The sequence below is a fragment of the Bradyrhizobium sp. CB1717 genome (genome assembly GCF_029714325.1).
Taxonomy (GTDB): domain Bacteria; phylum Pseudomonadota; class Alphaproteobacteria; order Rhizobiales; family Xanthobacteraceae; genus Bradyrhizobium.
Map to the genome: position 1 here is coordinate 379024 of NZ_CP121666.1, position 21021 is coordinate 400044.

Consider the following 21021-nt stretch of genomic DNA (forward strand, 5'->3'; position numbering starts at 1 on the left):
TCGATCAGTACACGCGCGCCTTCGGCGGGATGTACTGCACGTCGTTGGTCATGGTGTAGTTGTGAACCGGGCGATACTCGATCTTGACCTTGCCGGCATCGTCCAGCCAGGCCAGCGTGTGCTTCATCCAGTTCTTGTCGTCACGCTCGGAGAAGTCCTCGCGGGCATGCGCGCCGCGGCTCTCGGTGCGGTTGGCGGCCGAGTTCATCGTCACCACCGCCTGCGAGATCAGATTGTCGAACTCCAGCGTCTCGACGAGGTCCGAATTCCACACCAGCGAGCGGTCGGACACGGCGATGTCGGTGATGCCGCTGTGGACCTTCTGGATCAGGTTCTGGCCTTCGCTCAAGACTTCGCCGGTGCGGAACACCGCGCAGTTGTTCTGCATCACGTGCTGCATGCCTTCGCGCAGCTTCGCGGTCGGCGTGCCGCCGGAGGCGTAGCGATAATGGTCGAGGCGGCCGAGCGCGAGCTCGGCCGAGTTCGCCGGCAGCTCCGGCTGCTTGGCGTTGGGCGTCAGCTTCTCGGCGAGACGGAGCGCGGCGGCGCGGCCGAACACGACGAGATCGATCAGCGAGTTGGAGCCGAGGCGGTTGGCGCCGTGCACGGAGACGCAGGCGGCTTCGCCGATCGCCATCAGACCCGGAATGATGGCGTTGTCGTCGCCGTCCTTCTTGGTCAGGACTTCGCCGTGATAATTCGTCGGGATGCCGCCCATGTTGTAGTGCACGGTCGGCACGATCGGGATCGGCTCGCGCGTCACGTCGACATTGGCGAAGATCTTGGCGGATTCGGAGATGCCCGGCAGGCGCTCGGCGAGCACCGCAGGATCGAGATGGTCGAGATGAAGGAAGATGTGGTCCTTCTTCTTGCCGACGCCGCGTCCTTCGCGGATCTCGATGGTCATCGCGCGCGAGACGACGTCGCGCGAGGCCAGATCCTTTGCTGAAGGCGCGTAGCGCTCCATGAAGCGCTCGCCCTCGGAGTTGACGAGATAACCGCCCTCGCCGCGGGCGCCCTCGGTGACGAGACAGCCCGAGCCGTAGATGCCGGTCGGGTGGAACTGCACGAACTCCATGTCCTGCATCGGCAGGCCTGCGCGCAGCACCATGCCACCGCCGTCGCCGGTGCAGGTGTGCGCCGAGGTGCAGGAGGCGTAGGCGCGGCCATAGCCGCCGGTGGCGAGAATCACGGTCTGGGCGCGGAAGCGGTGCAGCGTGCCGTCGTCGAGCTTGAGCGCGATGACGCCGCGGCAGGTGCCCTGGTCGTCCATGATCAGGTCGATGGCGAAGAATTCGATGAAGAACTCGGCCGCGTGGCGCAGCGACTGGCCATACATCGTGTGCAGCATGGCGTGGCCGGTTCGGTCGGCGGCGGCGCAGGTGCGCTGCGCCTGGCTCTTGCCGAACTCGGTGGTCATGCCGCCGAACGGACGCTGGTAGATCTTGCCGTCCTCGGTGCGCGAGAACGGCACGCCCCAATGCTCGAGCTCGTAGACCGCGTCGGGCGCGTTGCGCACCATGTATTCGATCGCGTCCTGGTCGCCGAGCCAGTCCGACCCCTTCACGGTGTCGTACATGTGCCAGCGCCAGTCGTCCTTGTGCATGTTGCCGAGCGAAGCCGAGATGCCGCCCTGCGCCGCGACCGTGTGCGAGCGGGTCGGGAAAACCTTGGTGATGCAGGCGGTGCGGAGGCCGGCCTCGCTGCAGCCGACGACGGCGCGCAGGCCTGCGCCGCCGGCGCCGACCACGACGACGTCATAGGTGTGGTCTTCGATCGGATAGGCTTTGCCGTTGGTGGCGGGAGCGCTGTTGCCCGTGCCATTGGTCGCATTGGCCATGGGTTACACTCCGGATGACAGTTGGAGAATCGCGTAGATCGAGGCGAGCGCGACCGCGATCGAGAAGAAATTGTTGAGCATGATCGCGGTGAGCTTCAGCTTCTCGTTGTGAACGTAGTCCTCGATCACGACCTGCATGCCGATCTTCATGTGCCAGGCGCTGGCGACGATGAAGAGCATCATGATGACGGCGATCGGCAGCGAGCCGAGGATCTGCTTGGCGCCGGCCTGGTTGCGGCCGAGCGTCATCATGATGATCACCAGCACCGGGATCATCAGCAGCGTCATCGCCACCGCCGTGAGGCGCTGGCGCCAGAAGTCGGACGTGCCGGAATGCGCCGCGCCGAGATTGCGGACGCGGCCGAGCGGGGTGCGCATGCTGCGCTTGGGCGTATCAGCAGTGCTCATCGTCCGCCTCCGATCGCGTAGGCGATGATCCAGATCAGCACCGTCAGGGCGATGCCGCCGATCGCTGCGCCCCAGGTCAGCGCTTCGCGCTCATTGGCCTTGAAGCCGTAGCCGAGGTCCCAGACGAAGTGCCGGATGCCGCTCAGCATATGGTGCATCAGCGCCCAGGTGTAGCCGAACACGATCAGGCGGCCGATGATGCTGCCGGTGAAGGCCTGGACATGGGCATAGGCGGCGGGGCCGGAGGCCGCCGCGATCAGCCACCAGGCCAGCAGCAGGGTTCCGACGTAAAGGGCGATACCGGTGGCGCGATGGACGATGGACAGCGCCATCGTCAGCGTCCAGCGGTAGACTTGCATGTGTGGTGAAAGCGGTCGTTCGATCCGTGCGGTCATGGGCTTTTGATGTTGTATGGCGGCCCTTGAGGGCGCGCGCGGGGATCGCGAGAGGTCGGCTCTATTTACGGAGTCGATTTCGCCTGCGCAATCACCAAATCGCCATAAATCGAACCCGGGTTCAGCTCTACAGCCTTGATGAAACAAGGCCAATCAGGGGCTTGGTATACCAGACCCTCGGTCTGCCAACGAAGAAAAGAATAATGATTCATCGTTTTCGAAAGGGCCTAGGTGCGTTGAAATTGCTATTGGAACACCTCTAAACGGACCATGCCGTCCAAACCGGGCAAAGATCGGCCAAAGGCGCTGCCGGCCTTAATTCTCCCCACGGCAAACCTCCTCTTCACGAGCCAATTTTCATCCGCTCCGGATATGCGCACCCTGCATTCCACCCCAGCCGCGGGGCACGGCGTGTCGACCGCGGGAATCAGATCGCTTACAGCTTGGCACGCAGCAAACTCCGAGCGCACGTTTCGGAGGCGCTGCGACCGGTCGCCGGGGCGGGTCAGGGGTGATTGCAGGTCTTGATATCAAGGAGATCGTCGAGCTCGCGCTGCTGCTGATCGCAACCGGCGCGCTCTCGGGATTTCTGGCCGGCGTGTTCGGCATCGGCGGCGGCGCGATCCTGGTGCCGGTGTTCTACGAATGCTTCCGTATCGCCGGTGTGCCGCTCGAGGTGCGGATGCCGCTCTGCGTCGGCACTTCGCTCGCCGTGATCATCCCGACCTCCATCCGCTCGTTCCAGGCGCATTACAAGCGCGGTGCCGTGGACATGTCGATCCTGCGCGTCTGGTGGGTGCCGATCGTGATCGGCGTCGTCTCGGGGAGCGTCGTCGCGCGCTACGCGCCGGAGCGGCTGTTCAAGATCGTGTTCGTCTGCGTCGCCTGGTCGGCGGCGGCTCGTCTCATCTTCGCGCGCGAAGGCTGGAAGTTCGGCGACGATCTGCCGAAGGGGCCGTTGATGCGCGTCTACGGCTTCTGCGTCGGCATCCTGTCGACCCTGATGGGCATCGGCGGCGGCCTGTTCTCGAACCTGCTGATGACCTTCTATAGCCGTCCGATCCACCAGGCGGTCGCGACCTCGTCGGCCCTCGCCGTGCTGATCTCGATCCCCGGCGCGCTCGGCTACATCTATGCCGGCTGGCCGGCGGCGGCGAACTATCCCGCCGTCGCAGCGCTGCAAGTGCCCTTCGCGCTCGGCTACGTCTCGCTGATCGGCGCCGTGCTGGTGATGCCGATGAGCCTCGTCACCGCGCCGCTCGGTGTGCGAGCCGCGCATGCGATGTCGAAGCGGACGCTGGAAGCCGCGTTCGGGTGCTATCTGTTCATCGTCGGCAGCCGGTTTGTGCTGAGCCTGCTGGGCGGGCAGTAGACGCCACACCCTCCGTCATTGCGAGCGCAGCGAAGCAATCCAGAATCTCTCCGCAGAGGCAGTCTGGATTGCTTCGTCGCAAGAGCTCCTCGCAATGACGTTGTTGAGAGAGCGCGCAATGCCAACTCCATCGTCGTCCTGGACAAGCTCGCGAAGCGAGCGCCGATCCAGGACCCATTACCCCAGGGAGTGGTTTGGCGAAGACTCGTGGTTGCCAGCTTTGCGCTGCAACTTCTCCCTGGGGTAATGGGTCCTGGCTTTCGCCAGGACGACGGTGAGTGTGTGGCGCCGTTTGAAGCTACGCGATATCTATTTCTTCGCGTAAATATCCTTGTACGTATCGCGCAGCACGTTCTTCTGCACCTTGCCCATCGTATTGCGCGGCAGTTCGTCGACGACGAACACCCGCTTGGGCATCTTGAATTTTGCCAGGCGCCCGTCGAGCGCCTTCAGCACCGAGGCCTCGCTGACGTCGGCGCCCTTGTTGCAGACCAGCACCGCGGTGACGCCCTCGCCGAAATCGGCGTGCGGCACACCGATCACGGCGGATTCCACCACGCCTGGCATGGCGTCGATCTCGCTCTCGATCTCCTTGGGGTAGACGTTGAAGCCGCCGGAGATCACGAGATCCTTGCCGCGGCCGAGAATGTGGACGTAGCCCTTGTCGTCGATCTTGCCGAGATCGCCGGTGATGAAGAAGCCGTCGGGCCGGAATTCCGACTTGGTCTTCTCCGGCATGCGCCAGTAGCCCTTGAAGACGTTCGGGCCCTTGACCTCGATCATGCCGATCTCCTCGCGCGGCAGCTCCTTGCCGGTCTCGGGCTCGGTGACGCGCACGGAAACGCCGGGCAGCGGAAAGCCGACCGCGCCGGGCACGCGCTCGCCGTCGTAAGGATTCGACGTGTTCATGTTGGTTTCGGTCATGCCGTAGCGCTCGAGCACCGCATGACCCGTGCGCGCCGACCATTCGCGATGGGTGTCGGCGAGCAGCGGCGCCGAGCCGGAGATGAACAGCCGCATGTGCTTGGTGGTCTCGTGCGACAGCGCCGCGTTCTGCAGCAGGCGGGTATAGAAGGTCGGCACGCCCATCAGCACCGTGGCGCGGGCCATCAGCTTGATGATGAGGTCCGGATCGAGCTTGGGCAGGAAGATCATCGACGCGCGCGAGAACAGCGTCACGTTGGTCGCCACGAACAGGCCGTGGGTGTGGTAGATCGGCAGCGCGTGGATCAAGACGTCCTTGTCGGTGAAGCGCCAGTAGCCGACGAGCGAGAGCGAGTTCGACGCGAGATTGTCGTGCGTCAGCATCGCGCCCTTGGAGCGGCCGGTCGTGCCCGAGGTGTAAAGGATCGCGGCGAGATCGTCGCTGGCGCGCGGCACGGTCGTGAACTCGCTGCCCGCCTTGTCGGCGGCCTCCGTCAGCGAACCCTTGCCGTCAGCGCCGAGCGTCTCGACCTTGGCCTTCACCTTGGCGGCGATCGGGGCGAGCCCCTCGGCCTTGGAGGGATCGCAGACCACCAGCGACGGCTCGGCATCGCCGATGAAGTAGTCGAGCTCGTTCAGCGTATAGGCGGTGTTCAGCGGCAGATAGACCGCGCCGGCCCGCACCGTCGCCAGATACAGCACGATGTTGGCGACCGACTTCTCCACCTGCACGGCGACGCGGTCACCCGGCTTCACGCCGCGCGCAACCAGCACGTTCGCCATTTGGCCTGCCCGCGCGACCAGATCGCCATAGCTGATATGGGCGCCGTCCTGCGTCTCGATCGCGAGGCGTTTGGGATCGTCCAGGCCGTCGAACAGGCGGGAAAACAGGTTGGCGTTGGCTGCGTGGTTCATGCAAGATTTCCTCGACCGCAAGACTGACAAGGCCGGTCAAAACCGAGGTCTGGATTAGCAAAAACCGCCCCAATGAAGCAACGGAGACAGTTTGCATGTCAAAAAACGGGAAACGCGTGGCCTGGGTGACGGGCGGCGGCAGCGGGATCGGGGAAGCCGGCGCCGAGGCGCTTGCTGCTGACGGCTGGACAGTGGTGGTGTCGGGCCGCCGCAAGGACGCCCTGGATACCGTGGTTGCGAAGATCACGGGGGCGGGCGGGGCAGCCGAGGCCATTGCACTGGACGTGTCCAATGCGGCTGAAGCCCAGAAGGCGGCCGATCAGATCGTCGCCAAGCACGGCCGCATCGACCTTCTGGTCAACAACGCCGGCATCAATGTTCCCAAGCGCAGCTGGAACGACATGGAACAGGAGGGCTGGGACAAGCTGGTCCAGGTCAATCTCAACGGTGTGCTCTACTGCATGCGTGCGGTGCTGCCGACGATGCGCAAGCAGCAGGACGGATCGATCATCAACGTCTCCTCCTGGGCCGGCCGCCACGTCTCGAAGATGCCGGGTCCGGCCTACACCACCACCAAGCATGCGGTGCTGGCGCTGACTCATTCCTTCAACATGGACGAATGCGTCAACGGCCTGCGCGCCTGCTGCCTGATGCCGGGCGAGGTGGCGACACCGATCCTGAAGCTGCGCCCGGTGGTGCCGAGCGAGGCGGAGCAGGCCAGGATGCTGCAACCCGAAGATTTGGGACGCACCATCGCCTTCATCGCCTCGATGCCGCCGCGCGTCTGCATCAACGAGCTGCTGATCAGCCCGACGCATAATCGCGGGTTCATCCAGACGCCGCTGAGCAGGGATTAGCCAAGGTTGTAGCCGCGAGCTCGTCATTGCGAGCGAAGCGAAGCAATCCAGAAATGTGTCCGCGGAGACAGTCTGGATTGCTTCGTCGCTTCGCTCCTCGCAATGACGGCTGAGTCAGCACACGAACACACCCCCACATAGTTTCACGCATCACAAAGAATTTTTCTCCGAAACCGCATCGCAAACCCTCCCGTAGTTCGGTCCAACGACGGCGCTGCTGCTTCACGCCATGGGGTCGCAAGCACCGTTGTTGCCCAACTCAAGCGCCGGCCATTGCCGGTCAAATTCAATCGGGAGACTCTCCATGTCGAAGCGCATTGCCTATCTCGCTGCCGCCGCCTTCAGCGCCCTCGCCATCACCGCGACCGTCGTCGCACCCGTGCGTGCCGAGGAAAAGACCGTGATGGTCGGCGGCGCCGCGATGTTCCCGTCGAAGAACATCGTCCAGAACGCGGTCAACTCGAAGGATCACACCACGCTGGTGGCGGCGGTGAAGGCGGCCGGCCTCGTGCCGACCTTGGAAAGCAAGGGTCCGTTCACGGTGTTCGCGCCGACCAACGCCGCCTTCGGCAAGCTGCCGGCCGGCACCGTCGACAGCCTGGTCAAGCCCGAGAACAAGGCGACCCTGACCAAGATCCTCACCTACCATGTCGTGCCCGGCAAGCTCGAGGCCTCCGACCTCACCGACGGCAAGAAGCTGAAGACCGCCGAGGGCGAGGAGCTGACGGTCAAGAAGATGGACGGCAAGACCTGGATCGTCGACGCCAAGGGCGGCACCTCGATGGTGACGATCTCCAACGTCAACCAGTCGAACGGCGTCATCCATGTGGTCGACACCGTGCTGATGCCGGCGACGTAACACCGCGCAGCCCGGTTTCATCCCCGGACCGGGTGCTCAGAGACGGCGAGCCGGGGGCACCCGGCTCGCTTTATTGTGACCATGATAGGCTGCGGGCATCGAGTCGATGCCGTGCGAAGGCGTAACGAAAGCCGGCGCATCGGCGTATATTCGGTGTCACAGGACGTTCAGGACGGAACCACCATGTCGAGCCTCACAGTCACCGACGAGCAGGTCAGGTCCACCCCGACCAAAGTGATCCAGCCGGCCTGGGTCCGCGTCATGCATTGGATCAACGCCCTCGCCATGATCCTGATGATCCTGTCGGGCTGGCAGATCTACAACGCTTCGCCGCTGTTCGGCTTCAGCTTCCCGCGCGAGTACACGCTCGGCGGCTGGCTCGGCGGCGGCCTGCTCTGGCACTTTGCGGCGATGTGGCTGCTGATGGTCAACGGCCTCGCCTATCTCATCACCGGCTTCGCCACCGGCCGCTTCCGGAAAAAACTGCTGCCGATCACGCCGTCCGGCGTGCTGCACGACGTCAGGGCAGCGCTGACCTTCAAGCTCGGCCATGACGACCTCACCGTCTACAATTACGTGCAGCGCCTGCTTTATGCCGGCATCATCGTGGTCGGCGTGCTGATCGTGCTCTCCGGCCTCGGGATGTGGAAGCCGGTGCAGCTCTATTATCTCGTGATGCTGTTCGGCGATTATCCGACCGCGCGCTACGTGCACTTCTTCTGCATGGCCGCGATCTGCGCCTTCCTCGTCATTCACGTCCTGCTCGCGCTGCTGGTGCCCAAGAGCCTGCGTGCGATGATCATTGGCCGCTGATTAGGAGAATTATCATGGCCAAGCGCTCATTCCTGATCCCCGGCGTCGACAAGCGTCTGCTCATCAAGGACGCCATCAAGACGATGCCGGACTTTACCCGTCGCCGCTTCATTGCGGGCGGCGCCAGCTTAGGTGCGCTGACGCTGCTGACCGGCTGCGACGTCGTGGACTCGTCCTCGGCCGATACGCTGCTGTCGCAGGTCTCGAAGTTCAACGACGCGGTGCAGGCCTTTATCTTCAATCCCGACGCGCTGGCGCCGACCTTCCCCGAAAGCGCGATCACAAAGCCGTTCCCGTTCAACGCCTATTACGATCTCGACGACGCGCCTGATGTCGACGGCAAAGACTGGAAGCTCGAAGTGCGCGGCCTCGTCGACAACAAGAAGTCCTGGACGCTCGACGAACTCTACAAGCTGCCGCAGGTGACGCAGATCACGCGTCACATCTGCGTCGAGGGCTGGAGCGCGATCGGCAGCTGGACCGGCACGCCTTTGCGCGATTTCTTAAAACTGATCGGCGCCGACACGCGAGCGAAATATGTCTGGTTCCAGTGCGCCGACAAGGACGGCTACAACTCGCCCTTGGACATGCGCAGCGCGCTGCATCCGCAGACCCAGATGACGTTCAAATACGCGAACGAGATTCTGCCGCGTGCCTACGGCTTCCCAATGAAGATCCGCGTGCCCACGAAACTCGGCTTCAAGAACCCGAAATACGTGGTCTCGATGGAAGTCACCAACGACTACAAGGGCGGCTACTGGGAAGACCAGGGGTATAATTCGTTCAGCGGGAGCTGAGACGAACTCCGCTGCCGTAGGGTGGGCAAAGGCGCGCAGCGCCGTGCCCACGGATACAGCGTTGGTGGGCACGCTTCGCTTTGCCCACCCTACGGCACCGGTTATTTGGCTGGTCCCACCTTCCGCTGACACAGCGCCGCCACCGCGCCCAGCGCCAGCAGCGCGGCCGAGACATTCAGCGCGTAACTCAAGCTCCCCAGCGCATCGGTGATCGCGCCGACCACGATCGGGCCGAGCGTCTGGCCGACTCCGAACGAGATCGTCATTGCCGCGATCGCGGTCGGCCACACCTCCGGCGGGTAGTTGAAGCGGACGAAGGCGGTAGTCGAGCCGACCACGGCGAAGAAGGCGACGCCGAACACGATTGCCGACACCGCGAGCCAGGCCGGCGAATGGCCGAGCATCGGCAGGGCCGCACCGAGCGCGTTGGTGCCGAGGATGATGGCGGTGGCGAGGCCGCCGCGATCGAGCGCCAGCACGCCGCGCCAGGCCCAGGGCGTGACGAAGGCGGACAGGCCGATCAGGCTCCAGAACGCCGCCTGCGCCGCGGCGCCGCCGCCGCCGTCGCGCACATAGGCGATCATGAAGGTCATGTAGGCGATGTAGCCGGCGCCGAACAGGAAATAGCCGGCCAGATAAATCAGCACGGGCGGAAGCGCGAAGGCGGCGTGGCCGCCTTCCGAGAAACGCACACCGCTTTCGATGCGGATCAGGAACAGCGGGATCGTCATGGCGACCGACAGCAGCGTCAGCGCCCACCACACCAGCCACCACGAGCCCGGCCCGAAATATTGCAGCGTGAACGGGGCGATCAGCCCAGAGGCGAGAATGCCGGTCCCGGGACCGGCATAGAACAGGCTGAGCAGGAAATTGGCCCGTTCGGGGCGCGACTGCGCGATCGCCGCGGCCAGCGCGCCGCCGGCGACGAAGCCGGCCGCGGCCCCGAGGCCCAGCACCAGGCGGGCAAGGCTCAGCGCGACGAAATTGCCCGTCAGTGCGCAGGTGGCGAGGGCGGCGACGCAGGCCAGGGTTCCGCCGCGGATCGCGGCCGACCAGCCGACGCGCCGGATCAGCCGGGACGCCACCAGGGCGCCCACGAGATAGCCGACGGCATTGATGGTGTTCATGAAACCGGCCGCCGAGTAGGACCAGCCGAGGTCCTCCCGCATATCGGGCAGCACCAGCGCATAGGCAAAACGGCCGATACCGAGCCCGACCGTCGCGGCCAGCGACAGGGTCAGGATCAGCCGCGCGGGATGCGCCTCTAGCGGGGGGCGGTCAGGGGCGTGCAAGGGGTAACTCCGGCCTATGCAGTGTGGCAGGCCCCGTCCGCCTTGCACAGCCGCACCCCGGCAATGGTGTCTTGCCAAGCGCGCAACGCCGCTCTAGCACTCCGGCCGAACCGTCATTCCGGGGCGCGCGAAGCGCGAGCCCGGAATCCATTTTCCCGCTTGCGCTGTGGCCTGATGGATTCCGGGTTCGCTCGCCGTGCTCGCGCCCCGGAATGACGGACGTAGATTGAGAGGATCCGACCATGGCGACCCACAAATTGCTGCTGCTCCCCGGCGACGGTATCGGCCCGGAGGTGATGGGCGAGGTGAAGCGGCTGATCGACTGGCTGAATTCGGCCGGGATCGCCAAGTTCGAGACAGACACCGGCCTTGTTGGCGGCTCGGCCTATGACGCCCACAAGGTGTCGATCTCCGAGGGCGACATGGCCAAGGCGCTCGCCGCCGACGCCATCATCTTCGGCGCGGTCGGCGGCCCGAAATGGGATGCGGTGCCTTACGAAGTGCGCCCGGAAGCCGGCCTGCTGCGCCTGCGCAAGGATCTCGCTTTGTTCGCCAATCTCCGCCCCGCGGTGTGCTACCCGGCGCTGGCGGATGCCTCGAGCCTGAAGCGCGAGGCGGTCGAAGGCCTCGACATCGTCATCGTGCGCGAGCTCACCGGCGGCGTTTATTTCGGCGAGCCCAAGACCATCACCGATCTCGGGAACGGCCAGAAGCGCGCCATCGATACCCAGGTCTACGACACCTATGAGATCGAGCGCATCGGCCGCGTTGCCTTCGAGCTTGCCCGGAAGCGCAAGAACAAGGTGACGTCGATGGAGAAGCGCAACGTCATGAAGTCGGGCGTGCTCTGGAACGAGGTCATGACCCAGGTCCACAAGCGCGAATATCCCGACGTCACGCTCGAGCATCAGCTCGCCGATTCCGGCGGCATGATGCTGGTGAAGTGGCCGAAGCAGTTCGACGTCATCGTCACCGACAATCTGTTCGGCGACATGCTGTCCGACATCGCGGCGATGCTCACGGGCTCGCTCGGCATGCTGCCCTCGGCCTCGCTCGGCGAGGTCGACGTCAAGACCAAGAAGCGCAAGGCGCTGTACGAGCCGGTGCACGGCTCGGCGCCTGATATCGCCGGCAAGGGCCTCGCCAACCCGATCGCGATGATCTCGTCCTTCGGCATGGCGCTGCGCTACTCCTTCGACATGGGCGATCTCGCCGACAAGGTCGACGCCGCGATCGCCGCCGTGCTGGCGAGCGGCCTGCGCACCGCCGACATCAAGTCGGAAGGCACCACGGCTGCCTCGACCACGCAGATGGGCGAAGCGATTTTGAAGGAATTGCAGAAGCTGCACGCGTAAGGCTCGCACCGCTCTTGTAGGGTGGGCAAAGCGAAGCGTGCCCACCGATCGATTGCGATCAGAGAGAGATGGTGGGCACGGCGCAAAGCGCCTTTGCCCACCCTACGGCACCTTCATCGGAGCTCCCTCATGGATGCCTCGCCCCGCCCCAAGATCGCGGAAACCATCATCCATGAGACGGTGCGCCGGCGCGAGGCGCAGATCGGGCGGCGTTGCGAAGTCCTCGCCAACACCCGCATCGAATATGCCTCGCTCGGCGACTATTCCTATCTCGGCGAGAATTGCGAGGTCGCCGATGCGGCCATCGGCAAGTTCACGGCCATCGCCAATTCGGTGCGGATCGGCGCGCCCAATCATCCGATGGGCCGTCCGTCCCAGCATCGCTTCACCTATTGCCCTGAATATTACGAGGCGAGTGCGACGCGCGACCGCGACTTCTTCGCCGACCGCCGCGGCGACCGCGTGATCGTCGGTAACGATGTCTGGATCGGCCACGCCGCGATTCTGCTGCCGGGCGTGAGCGTCGGCGACGGCGCGGTGATCGGCGCCGGCGCTGTCGTCAGCCGCGACGTCGAGCCCTACACCATCGTCGGCGGCGTTCCCGCGCGCCCCATTCGCAAGCGTTTTCCGGATGCCGTTGCGGCAAGCCTGCGCCGCATCGCCTGGTGGGATTGGCCGGATGCGCTCATTTTCGAGCGGCTCGGCGATTTCCGCTCCGAAGCGATCGAGGAGTTTTGCCGGCGGTATGATCCGGCTGCGAACGCGTGAGGCGCACGCATCTCATCCAAGCAACAGGAATCGTAGGGTGGGCAAAGCGAAGCGTGCCCACGCTTTTTTTTCCGACCGAGAGAGATGGTGGGCACGGCGCGAGGGGCGCCTTTGCCCAGCCCTGAAACAAAAAGGCCGGGCGCGAGCCCGGCCTTTTGATTCGGTCGTGACGCCCGCTCAGTACAGCGGGAAATTCTGCGGATAGCCGCCGACATCGGCCGGCGTGGAGAGCGGCTGGCGATCGATCGGGCGGTTGAGGTTCTCGCGGGCGAAGGACGGATAGCCGACCGCCGGCGGGAAGGCGTAGTCGGTAAACTTGCGGTCGCCAGGATTGACCTCGGTGCCGCCGTCGAGCCAGGAGCGCTTGCTCACATAGATGCGGGTGCGGCCCTGCTGATAGACCGCGTTGGGGCCGCTCGGGCCGTAATAGGGCCGGCCGCGCTCGTCATAGCGCTTGGTCTTGGTGTCGGCCGCAGCCGGCGTCGCGAACGCAATGGCAATCGCGGCGCCCGCCGCAAGCAGCGTCGCCAGTTTGTTCGCGGCAGAGAAATTCGAGCTCATCACGTCCCCTTCAGGCGGCACGCCGCCAGTCGATTTCGCCCCATACTAGCCCGGCCGGGGTGGTTGCAACTAGGTCTATTGGGTCACACCAGCCCGGAATAATCGGGCGGATCGGCAAAAGTTGCATGCAAACCAGCCACTTGAGCTTGATGCAGATCCTTGATGCAGGTCAAAGCGCCCCGCGCAATTGAGCGTTCGCGGCGCCGAGCAGCCAGTCCGGCGAGTTCTGAGACGATCCTTGGGGCTCGCACCCCCGGCGCTTCAGCTCGGCGCGGGCGAACAATTCCGCCAGCTTCGGCTCATTGCCGGAGGTGAGCAGCGTCAGCCGGTTGAGCGTGCAGGCGATCGCCGCGCGCCGGGCCGGCAGCGTATCGCCCTGGCAGGAGAAGCCGGAGATCTGCAGCGCCGGCTCCTCGCTGCGCTTGAGAAAGGCAAGGCAGGCCGACTGCGCCGTGCCGGTTGGCCGGAACAGGGCAACGGGGCCGAATTTTGTGTCGATCAGGCCGCCGTGCTCGAACGGAGCGTCCGTAGCCAGGCCCATCTGGACGGCGAGGTCGGCCGTCGCCGGGCGGGCCACGTCGAATTCGCCGCCCTCCCGGTAGATCTCGAGCTGGGCCAGCGGCTTGTCCGCCTCGCCGGTCCAGCGCATCACGTCCTTGCGGCCCCCATCGGGATGCCGGAGGATGGCGTAAGATGCTGTTTTCTCGGATGAATCGAGCCGGCTGAGGGCGAAGGCCGGATGCGAGCGGTCGGCCATGCTCCAGCCCGGCTTCGAAGCGGGCTCGTTGTCGTGCAGCTCAGGCAGCTGGCCGAGGGCCGCGAGGCCCAGGATGGCAAACAGGAGCAGCGCCCCTACATAGGCGAACAGGCGCGCCAGCGTGCCGACGACCTCGTCGGCGAAGGCTGCGAGCGTCAGATGGATCTGGGTAGGGCTAACGGCCGTCCTGGCCTCAGGCGACTGCATCCACGGCCTTCGGGCATGGTCCAACGTTGTCTTGAGGCCGGTTCTCGCATAGAAGCGCTGCTCTTCCTGTTTAAGCGTCAGCTTCAGGAACGGGCTTTTTCATCGGAGAGTGAACGATGGGTTACAAAGTCGCAGTCGTCGGCGCGACCGGCAATGTCGGACGGGAAATGCTCAACATCCTCGACGAGCGCAAATTCCCCGCGGACGAGGTCGTGGCCCTGGCGTCGCGCCGCAGCGTCGGTGTCGAGGTCTCCTATGGCGACCGCACCCTGAAGGTCAAAGCGCTCGAGCATTACGACTTCTCCGACGTCGACATCTGCCTGATGTCGGCGGGTGGCTCGGTGTCGAAGGAATGGTCGCCGCAGATCGGCGCCGCCGGCGCGGTCGTGATCGACAATTCCTCGGCCTGGCGCATGGACCCGGACGTGCCGCTGATCGTGCCCGAGGTGAACGCGGCCGCGACCGAAGGCTTCAAGAAGAACATCATCGCCAACCCGAACTGCTCGACCGCGCAGCTCGTGGTCGCGCTCAAGCCGCTGCACGACAAGGCGACGATCAAGCGCGTCGTGGTCTCGACCTATCAATCGGTGTCGGGCGCCGGCAAGTCCGCGATGGACGAATTGTTCTCGCAGACCAAGGCCGTCTACACCAATGACGAGCTGGTCGCGAAGAAATTCCCCAAGCGCATCGCCTTCAACGTCATCCCCCACATCGACGTCTTCATGGAGGACGGCTACACCAAGGAAGAGTGGAAGATGATGGCGGAGACCAAGAAGATCCTGGATCCCAAGATCAAGCTCTCCGCGACCTGCGTGCGCGTGCCGGTGTTCGTCGGCCACTCCGAGGCTGTCAACATCGAGTTCGAGAATCCGATCACCGCGGACGAAGCGCGTGATATCCTGCGCAAGGCGCCCGGCTGCCTCGTCATCGACAAGCAGGAGCCCGGCGGCTACGCGACGCCCTACGAGGCGGCCGGCGAGGACGCCACCTATATCAGCCGCATCCGCGAGGACGCGACCGTGGAGAACGGTCTCGTGCTCTGGTGCGTGTCAGACAATTTGCGCAAGGGCGCAGCCCTCAACGCCATCCAGATCGCGGAAGTGCTGATCAACCGCAAGCTGATCACCGCGAAGAAGAAGGCGGCGTAACTCCGCTGCCGTAGGGTGGATTAGCCGAAGGCGTAATCCACCTGTTCTGCCTCTGCGGATATGAACAGTGGCGGATTACGCTTCGCCAATCCGCCCTACTAGCGACGAACTCGGTCTCGTAGGGTGGGCAAAGCGGAGCGTGCCCACCACCTGCGTTTGAATCGGGAAAGATGGTGGGCACGGCGCTGCGCGCCTTTGCCCACCCTACGAGAGCAGCGGCCTAAGCCACGCCGCGCGCGTTCCGAAATTCCTTCGCGACCTTGTCCAGCACGAACAGCGATCCCTCCGCGACGCCGAAATAGGCGCCGTGGGTCTGCATCTGGCCGGCATCCACGGCCTTGCGGACGAACGGGAAGGTCATCAGGTTTTCCAGGCTGCGGAACACCGCGGCCTTCTCGATGCGCTCGACGAACTGCGCCATCGACTCGTGGTCGCGCTGCTCGACCACCTCGCCGGGCTTGATGAACATCTGCATCCATTTGCCGATGAAGTCGCCGGGCGTGAGCGGCTCGATCTTGTCGACGAAGGCGCGGATGCCGCCGCATTGCGCATGGCCGAGCACCACGATGTGCTTCACCTTCAGCACCGTCACCGCATATTCCAGTGCGGCCGAGACGCCATGGGCGTTGCCGTCGGGCTGATACACCGGCACGAGGTTGGCGATGTTGCGGACGACGAACAATTCGCCCGGGCCGACGTCGAAGATCACCTCGGGCGAGACGCGGCTGTCGCAGCAGCCGATCACCATCACTTCCGGCGACTGCCCCTTCACCGACAGCTCACGGTAGCGGGTCTGCTCGGTCGGCAGCCGCTGGGTGGCGAAGGCCTTGTAGCCTTCCAGCAAATGCTCAGGGAATGTGATCATGGCCTATGCCTAACCATAGAGCCCGGGAGCGAACAAGCCTTTCGAATGAGCAGGCCAGATGCTATCGGCTTCGGTCAGAAGACAGACGAGGAAACAGGAAGGAACGACCGCATGACCCGCCCGCGCCGCAGCCACCTGTTCATGCCCGGCTCCAACCCCCGCGCGCTGGAAAAGGCCAAAAATCTCTCCGCCGACGGCCTGATCCTCGATCTGGAAGACTCCGTCGCCCCCGAGGCCAAGGCAGTGGCCCGCGACGGCATCGCCGCGGCGATCGCGGCCAAGGGGTTCGGCAAGCGCGAGGTCCTGATTCGCACCAATGGTCTCGATACGCCCTGGTGGGCCGATGACGTCGCCATGGCCGCCAAGGCCTCGCCCGACGGCATCCTGGTTCCAAAAGTTTCAAGCATCGAAGATCTCGATGCCATCGGCCGCCGCCTCGCCGAGCTCGGTGCCGCGCCCACCGTCAAGGTCTGGGCCATGATCGAGACCGCGCGCGCGGTGCTGCATGCCGAGGAGCTCGCCGCCGCCGGCCGCGATCCGAAAACCCGCCTGTCCGGTTTCGTGTTCGGCCCGAACGACATTTCGCGCGAGACGCGCATCCGGATGCTGCCCGGCCGCGCCGCGATGATCCCGATGATCACCCATTGCATCCTGGCGACGCGCGCCCACGGCCTCGAGATCCTCGACGGCCCCTACAGCGACATCGCCAATTCCGACGGCTTCGCCACCGAATGCGCGCAGGGCCGCGACCTCGGCTTCGACGGCAAGACGCTGATCCATCCCTCGCAGATCGAAGCCTGCAACGCGATCTTCACCCCGCCCGAGGAGGAAGTCGCGCGTGCGCGCAAGATCATTGCGGCGTTCGAATTGCCGGAGAACGCCTCGCGCGGCGCGATCCGTCTCGATGGTGCGATGGTCGAACGCCTGCACGCCGACATGGCGCGGCGTACGATCGAGATCGCGGATGCGATCGCCGCGATGGGGAAGGGCTGAGGCGACAACTCGAAAACGCGATTTTCGCTTTTCCGCGCCAAGCGGAAATATTCTGTCCGTCCAAGTGGAGGATCAGGCGGTCATCGCGCTTTCCCGGAGCGGCGCACGGGTCGGCTGCGGCGCCGCCAATTCCTGGCAATACATCCGATCGATCTTGCGCTGCATGAGCGCATAGCAATCGCATGCGATCCTCTCGAGCCGCGTCCGATGGATCTCGACAAACCCGCGCCGCTCGGACGGGATGGCGCCGGCCTCGCGCAGCTTGCTCATCGTCAGAGTCACTGTCGGCCGCCGCACCCCAACCAATTGCGCCAGCGCCTCCTGCGTCACCGGAAGCAGGTTCTCGGGAACGCGGTCGTGAAGCTGCAGGAGCCACCGCGCCATGCGGCCATCCACCCGGTGCAGCGCGTTGCAGGCGGCAACGTGCTGAAGCTGCAACAGCACGGCGCGGGCGTGGACCTGCACGACATTCCTGATGGCTGCGCTTTGCGCATGGGCAGCGCGAAATTTGGCGGCGGAGATCACCGATGCAGTGCCGGCTATGCGGGCGATCGCGGTTACGGATGAAGGCGACGGACCGAGCACGGAGAACGAGGCCAAAGCGCCTTCCCGTCCCATCAAGGTGGTCGCGACCGTTTGTCCGTCCGGCATATCGAGCATGAAGGCGATGGCGCCGCTATGGGGAAAATAGACCGGGTCGAGCTCGTCGCCCGATCGCACCAGGACGGCATCGGGTTCGAACGAGACCTTCTGGAAGTGGGGCGCAAGTAAAGCGAGATCCGCCGGCGGCAGCGCCGCCAATAGCCGATTCCCGATGCCCTTGCGGTGGGCAGTCACGGTGTCCTCTGTTGAACGAGCCCCCAATGAACGACGGGAACCATCTGTTTCATTCGCCATGATTATCCGAAATGCGAATTGCGGAACGATAACGATCCAAACAGAGCTAATAGTCGAGATCAAGCACGGATAATTGCGGTGAGCTTTCCCGCATCCTCGCCGCGCAAACAGTCATACTATTAACGCCCGTTGCCACCCGCGATGCGCGCAAGGTGGGTGCTCTGCTGTACGCTGCCATCAGCGGTCCGGCAGATGGTCGGGTCTTTTCCCGTTGCGGTGGTGAACAGGGATGCTACCCTCAAGCCGTTATTAGATCATTAGGTCCGGGCAATTCATTGATGCGGTTTTTTGGGGCAGCCGTCCTTCTCGTCACGTCGCTTTTGTTCACTCAGCCGGTCCTTGCGCAGTCTCGGGTTGCTCTTGTCATCGGCAATGGCGCCTACGAGAAGGTGCCCGAGCTGCCGAACCCGACTCGCGATGCGGCCGATATCGGCCGCGCGCTGGAGCGGCTGGATTTCAAGGTTACCCAGGTCAAGAACGTGACCGCGCAAGAGATGAGAAAGGCCGTCGTCGAGTTCGGCCGGTCTGCCGAGGCGGCCGATCTCGCCGTCGTGTTTTACGCCGGGCACGGCATGGAAGTCGGCGGCGAGAACTGGTTGATTCCGATCAGCGCAGAGCTGCGCAGCGACACCGACATCGAGAGCGAGGCCATCAGCCTGCGTTCGGTGAGCCTTCAGGTCTCGAAGGCACGGAAACTGGGTCTCGTCATCCTCGACGCATGCCGCAACAATCCCTTTGCCGCGAAGATGAAGCGGTCGATCAGCACGAGGGCCGTGGCTCGCGGACTGGCGCCGACCGAACCGTCCGACAACGTCCTGATCGCGTACGCCGCCCGAGACGGAACCACGGCGAGCGACGGTGATGGCCGGAACAGCCCATTTACCGCGTCGCTGCTTCGCCACATCGAAACGCCGGGCCTCGAGATATCGTTTCTGTTTCGCCGGGTCCGCGACGACGTGATGGCAGCGACCAAACGCGAACAGCAGCCCTTCGTGTACGGCTCCCTGTCGAAGGACGAGATTTACCTGAAGGCGCCTGCCGCGAGCGCTCCGGCGCCAGTCGCGTTCGCCCCGGCGCCGGCCGCGTCGGCTCCGGCGCCGGCAAATCCCGCAGAAGACGAGAAGTTTTGGCTGGCGATCCAGACGTCGACAGTCGCAGGTCTCTATGAGGATTTTCTGGCCAGATATCCCCGCAGCAGTCATGCCGAAGAAGCGCGCCGGCGGATCAAGAATTTCAAGGCCAACGAAGTTGCGGCGCTCGCATCTCCGGCTGCCCCTCCGAAATCGGACGCAACCGGGCGCCAAGGATCTGATGTAAAGGGATATGATGTAAAAGGGTCTGACGCAAAAGGGTCTGACGCAAAAGGGGCTGACGTAAAGACCGCCGTCCGAAATCTATTTGCGCCGGAGGATAACCAGAAAGTCATTGCCATCGCGGCAGCTCAGAAACTCGAATTGCCGAGCTTCACCATCTCGCCCGATCAGAACGATCCGCTCAACGCCAATTCCAAGTTTGTCGGCGTGTGGTCCAACAAGCGTGGGTGGACCAATGGCATGGGACGCTACGCCATGCTGATCGTCACGCAGGTCTCCGCGACGGGCTTGGCCAAGGGATACTATCTCTGGGGGCCGCCCACGAAACAATCGTGGGCGAAGGATGCGGCGGGGTACAAAGTATTCGCGGAGTATATCGAGAACGATAAATTCTCCATCAATGGAACGCCGGTCACGGTCAAGCTGGACAAGAACGTCTTGGCCCTGTCTTCCTTCAAAAAGGAGGATCCGTCAGAGACCGCGAGCATCGAGCTTCGTCCGGTCTGGCAGCTTGTGCCGGCACCAGAGCAGGCCGAGCCTTCGACCAAACGCGAGAAAGTCTCGCAGCCTCGTGCCGCCAAAAAGGAAAGCGCGGCCGAACCGAGCCCGCCGAGCAATGCCAGTGGGACGAGCATGGAAGAGCGTTATCGTGCCTGCCGAAAGCTCGTGAAAGGATTTGCCCAGCGTGATGCTTGTGCGCGAAATGGCACGATTTAGCGGCGCCGGTGCCGTCGGCGAGATCGCGGTGATGGGGAAGGGCTGAGGGCTCGCGCACCCCGCCGCATCACGACGACGTGCGCAAGCGCCGCCTCGCTCAGATCGTCTGTCCGCCGGACACCTCGATCCGCTGTGCCGTGACCCAGCGGTTGTCGGGACCGAGCAGGCTCGCGACCATCGGCCCGATGTCGTCGGGCAGGCCGACGCGGCCGAGCGCCGTCATCTGCGCAAACTGCTTGTTCAAATCCGGCATGTCCCGAACGGCTCCGCCGAGGAAGTCGGTCTCGATCGCGCCCGGTGCGACGACGTTGGCGGTGATGCCGCGTCCGCCGAATTCCCTGGCCATGTAGATGGTCAGAACCTCGACGGCACCCTTCGCGGCAGCGTAGGCCGAGAAGCCGGGGAAGGACACGCGCGTCAGCCCGCTCGAGAAGTTGATGATCCGGCCCTTGTCGGCAAGCAGTGGCAGCAAGGCCTGCGTCAGGAAGAAAGGCCCTTTGACGTGCGTGTCGAACAGGGCGTCGAATTGCTGCTCCGTCGTTTCGGCAATCCCTGCCATTTCACCCTGACCGGCATTGTTGACGAGGTGATCGAACCTCTCCGTATCCCAACGCTCGGCGAGCGCGGATCGAACGCTTGCAGCGAACGCGGGAAACGTCGAGACGGAGGTGACGTCGAGCTCGAGCGCGACCGCCTTTCGGCCGAGCGCCTCGATCTCGGCGACGACGTCGCGGGCAGCTGCAGCCCCGCTGCGATAGGTCACGATCACATCGCCGCCATGACGCGCGATGGCGATCGCGGTGTTGCGGCCAAGGCCGCGACCGGCGCCGGTGACGAGGGAAATGGTGGGCATCGGTAGGTCCTCGAAGAGTTACGGTGAGGTCCTTCTGCCGGCGATCGATCATCCGGTGTTGCCGGATTCTCGGATTGCCTTGCCCAACCCTCCCGAATGCGGACGCGGGCGGCTT

At 64.3% G+C, this 21021-nt stretch carries 20 protein-coding genes; 10 read left to right on the top strand and 10 right to left on the bottom strand.

Annotated elements, in window-relative coordinates; genetic code table 11:
* Nucleotides 1-4: 4 nt before the first annotated feature.
* The 3 genes from sdhA to sdhC are packed head-to-tail and all read right to left on the bottom strand — an operon-like array spanning nt 5 to nt 2643.
* A complete protein-coding gene (gene sdhA / locus QA649_RS01815; RefSeq protein ID WP_283022703.1) occupies nt 5-1840 on the bottom strand; it encodes a succinate dehydrogenase flavoprotein subunit in 1836 nt (611 codons plus the stop codon).
* Nucleotides 1841-1843: 3 nt separating this feature from the next.
* Nucleotides 1844-2248, bottom strand: coding sequence for a succinate dehydrogenase, hydrophobic membrane anchor protein (sdhD, locus tag QA649_RS01820; RefSeq protein WP_283022704.1), 405 nt, complete (start codon nt 2246-2248; stop codon nt 1844-1846).
* On the bottom strand, nt 2245-2643 hold the full coding sequence (gene sdhC / locus QA649_RS01825; RefSeq protein WP_027561807.1) for a succinate dehydrogenase, cytochrome b556 subunit: 399 nt from the start codon (nt 2641-2643) through the stop codon (nt 2245-2247). The genes sdhD and sdhC overlap by 4 nt, the downstream gene beginning before the upstream one ends.
* 511 nt (nt 2644-3154) lie before the next feature.
* Between sdhC and QA649_RS01830 the strand changes: the two genes are divergently transcribed.
* A complete protein-coding gene (locus QA649_RS01830; protein ID WP_283022705.1) occupies nt 3155-4015 on the top strand; it encodes a sulfite exporter TauE/SafE family protein in 861 nt (286 codons plus the stop codon).
* Between the two features lie 309 nt (nt 4016-4324).
* Here QA649_RS01830 and QA649_RS01835 read toward each other — a convergent pair whose 3' ends face one another.
* Nucleotides 4325-5854, bottom strand: coding sequence for a malonyl-CoA synthase (locus QA649_RS01835; RefSeq protein WP_283022706.1), 1530 nt, complete (start codon nt 5852-5854; stop codon nt 4325-4327).
* Between the two features lie 95 nt (nt 5855-5949).
* Here QA649_RS01835 and QA649_RS01840 point away from each other — a divergent pair, with 95 nt between their 5' ends.
* From QA649_RS01840 to QA649_RS01855, 4 genes are all read left to right on the top strand, one after another.
* Entirely contained in the window at nt 5950-6711 is a 762-nt protein-coding gene (locus QA649_RS01840) for an SDR family oxidoreductase (RefSeq protein ID WP_283022707.1), read from the top strand.
* Nucleotides 6712-7015: 304 nt separating this feature from the next.
* Nucleotides 7016-7570 carry a fasciclin domain-containing protein gene (locus QA649_RS01845; RefSeq protein WP_283022708.1) on the top strand — a complete coding sequence of 185 codons (555 nt, stop codon included), beginning with the start codon at nt 7016-7018 and terminating at the stop codon, nt 7568-7570.
* 183 nt (nt 7571-7753) lie between these two features.
* On the top strand, nt 7754-8383 hold the full coding sequence (locus QA649_RS01850; RefSeq protein WP_283022709.1) for a cytochrome b/b6 domain-containing protein: 630 nt from the start codon (nt 7754-7756) through the stop codon (nt 8381-8383).
* A gap of 14 nt (nt 8384-8397) precedes the next feature.
* Nucleotides 8398-9180, top strand: a complete 783-nt coding sequence (locus QA649_RS01855; protein WP_018645156.1) for a molybdopterin-binding protein — start codon at nt 8398-8400, stop codon at nt 9178-9180.
* A gap of 101 nt (nt 9181-9281) precedes the next feature.
* On the opposite strand, the gene QA649_RS01860 is transcribed toward QA649_RS01855, so the two are convergent.
* Nucleotides 9282-10472 carry a YbfB/YjiJ family MFS transporter gene (locus QA649_RS01860; protein ID WP_283022710.1) on the bottom strand — a complete coding sequence of 397 codons (1191 nt, stop codon included), beginning with the start codon at nt 10470-10472 and terminating at the stop codon, nt 9282-9284.
* A 242-nt stretch (nt 10473-10714) separates the two neighbouring features.
* Here QA649_RS01860 and leuB point away from each other — a divergent pair, with 242 nt between their 5' ends.
* Nucleotides 10715-11827 (top strand): 3-isopropylmalate dehydrogenase, encoded by a 1113-nt coding sequence (gene leuB / locus QA649_RS01865; protein WP_018645157.1) that lies wholly within the window; start codon nt 10715-10717, stop codon nt 11825-11827.
* A gap of 129 nt (nt 11828-11956) precedes the next feature.
* The gene (locus QA649_RS01870) at nt 11957-12595 is read left to right on the top strand and encodes a DapH/DapD/GlmU-related protein (protein WP_283022711.1); all 639 of its coding nucleotides are present in this window, start codon (nt 11957-11959) and stop codon (nt 12593-12595) included.
* 177 nt (nt 12596-12772) lie between these two features.
* On the opposite strand, the gene QA649_RS01875 is transcribed toward QA649_RS01870, so the two are convergent.
* Nucleotides 12773-13156, bottom strand: coding sequence for a hypothetical protein (locus QA649_RS01875; RefSeq protein WP_283022712.1), 384 nt, complete (start codon nt 13154-13156; stop codon nt 12773-12775).
* A gap of 169 nt (nt 13157-13325) precedes the next feature.
* On the bottom strand, nt 13326-14120 hold the full coding sequence (locus tag QA649_RS01880; protein ID WP_283022713.1) for a hypothetical protein: 795 nt from the start codon (nt 14118-14120) through the stop codon (nt 13326-13328).
* 116 nt (nt 14121-14236) lie between these two features.
* Here QA649_RS01880 and QA649_RS01885 point away from each other — a divergent pair, with 116 nt between their 5' ends.
* Nucleotides 14237-15268: an aspartate-semialdehyde dehydrogenase gene (locus QA649_RS01885; protein ID WP_283022714.1), complete on the top strand. Its 1032-nt coding sequence runs from the start codon at nt 14237-14239 to the stop codon at nt 15266-15268.
* A 220-nt stretch (nt 15269-15488) separates the two neighbouring features.
* Here the strand turns inward: QA649_RS01885 and QA649_RS01890 are convergent, their stop codons facing one another.
* Nucleotides 15489-16133 carry a carbonic anhydrase gene (locus QA649_RS01890; protein ID WP_283022715.1) on the bottom strand — a complete coding sequence of 215 codons (645 nt, stop codon included), beginning with the start codon at nt 16131-16133 and terminating at the stop codon, nt 15489-15491.
* A gap of 111 nt (nt 16134-16244) precedes the next feature.
* Here QA649_RS01890 and QA649_RS01895 point away from each other — a divergent pair, with 111 nt between their 5' ends.
* Nucleotides 16245-17126, top strand: a complete 882-nt coding sequence (locus QA649_RS01895; protein ID WP_283022716.1) for a CoA ester lyase — start codon at nt 16245-16247, stop codon at nt 17124-17126.
* A gap of 72 nt (nt 17127-17198) precedes the next feature.
* On the opposite strand, the gene QA649_RS01900 is transcribed toward QA649_RS01895, so the two are convergent.
* Nucleotides 17199-17963: a Crp/Fnr family transcriptional regulator gene (locus tag QA649_RS01900; RefSeq protein WP_283026232.1), complete on the bottom strand. Its 765-nt coding sequence runs from the start codon at nt 17961-17963 to the stop codon at nt 17199-17201.
* Nucleotides 17964-18301: 338 nt separating this feature from the next.
* Here QA649_RS01900 and QA649_RS01905 point away from each other — a divergent pair, with 338 nt between their 5' ends.
* Nucleotides 18302-20053, top strand: a complete 1752-nt coding sequence (locus QA649_RS01905) for a caspase family protein (RefSeq protein ID WP_283022717.1) — start codon at nt 18302-18304, stop codon at nt 20051-20053.
* 97 nt (nt 20054-20150) lie between these two features.
* Here QA649_RS01905 and QA649_RS01910 read toward each other — a convergent pair whose 3' ends face one another.
* The gene (locus tag QA649_RS01910; RefSeq protein ID WP_283022718.1) at nt 20151-20906 is read right to left on the bottom strand and encodes an SDR family oxidoreductase; all 756 of its coding nucleotides are present in this window, start codon (nt 20904-20906) and stop codon (nt 20151-20153) included.
* Nucleotides 20907-21021: the final 115 nt, after the last annotated feature.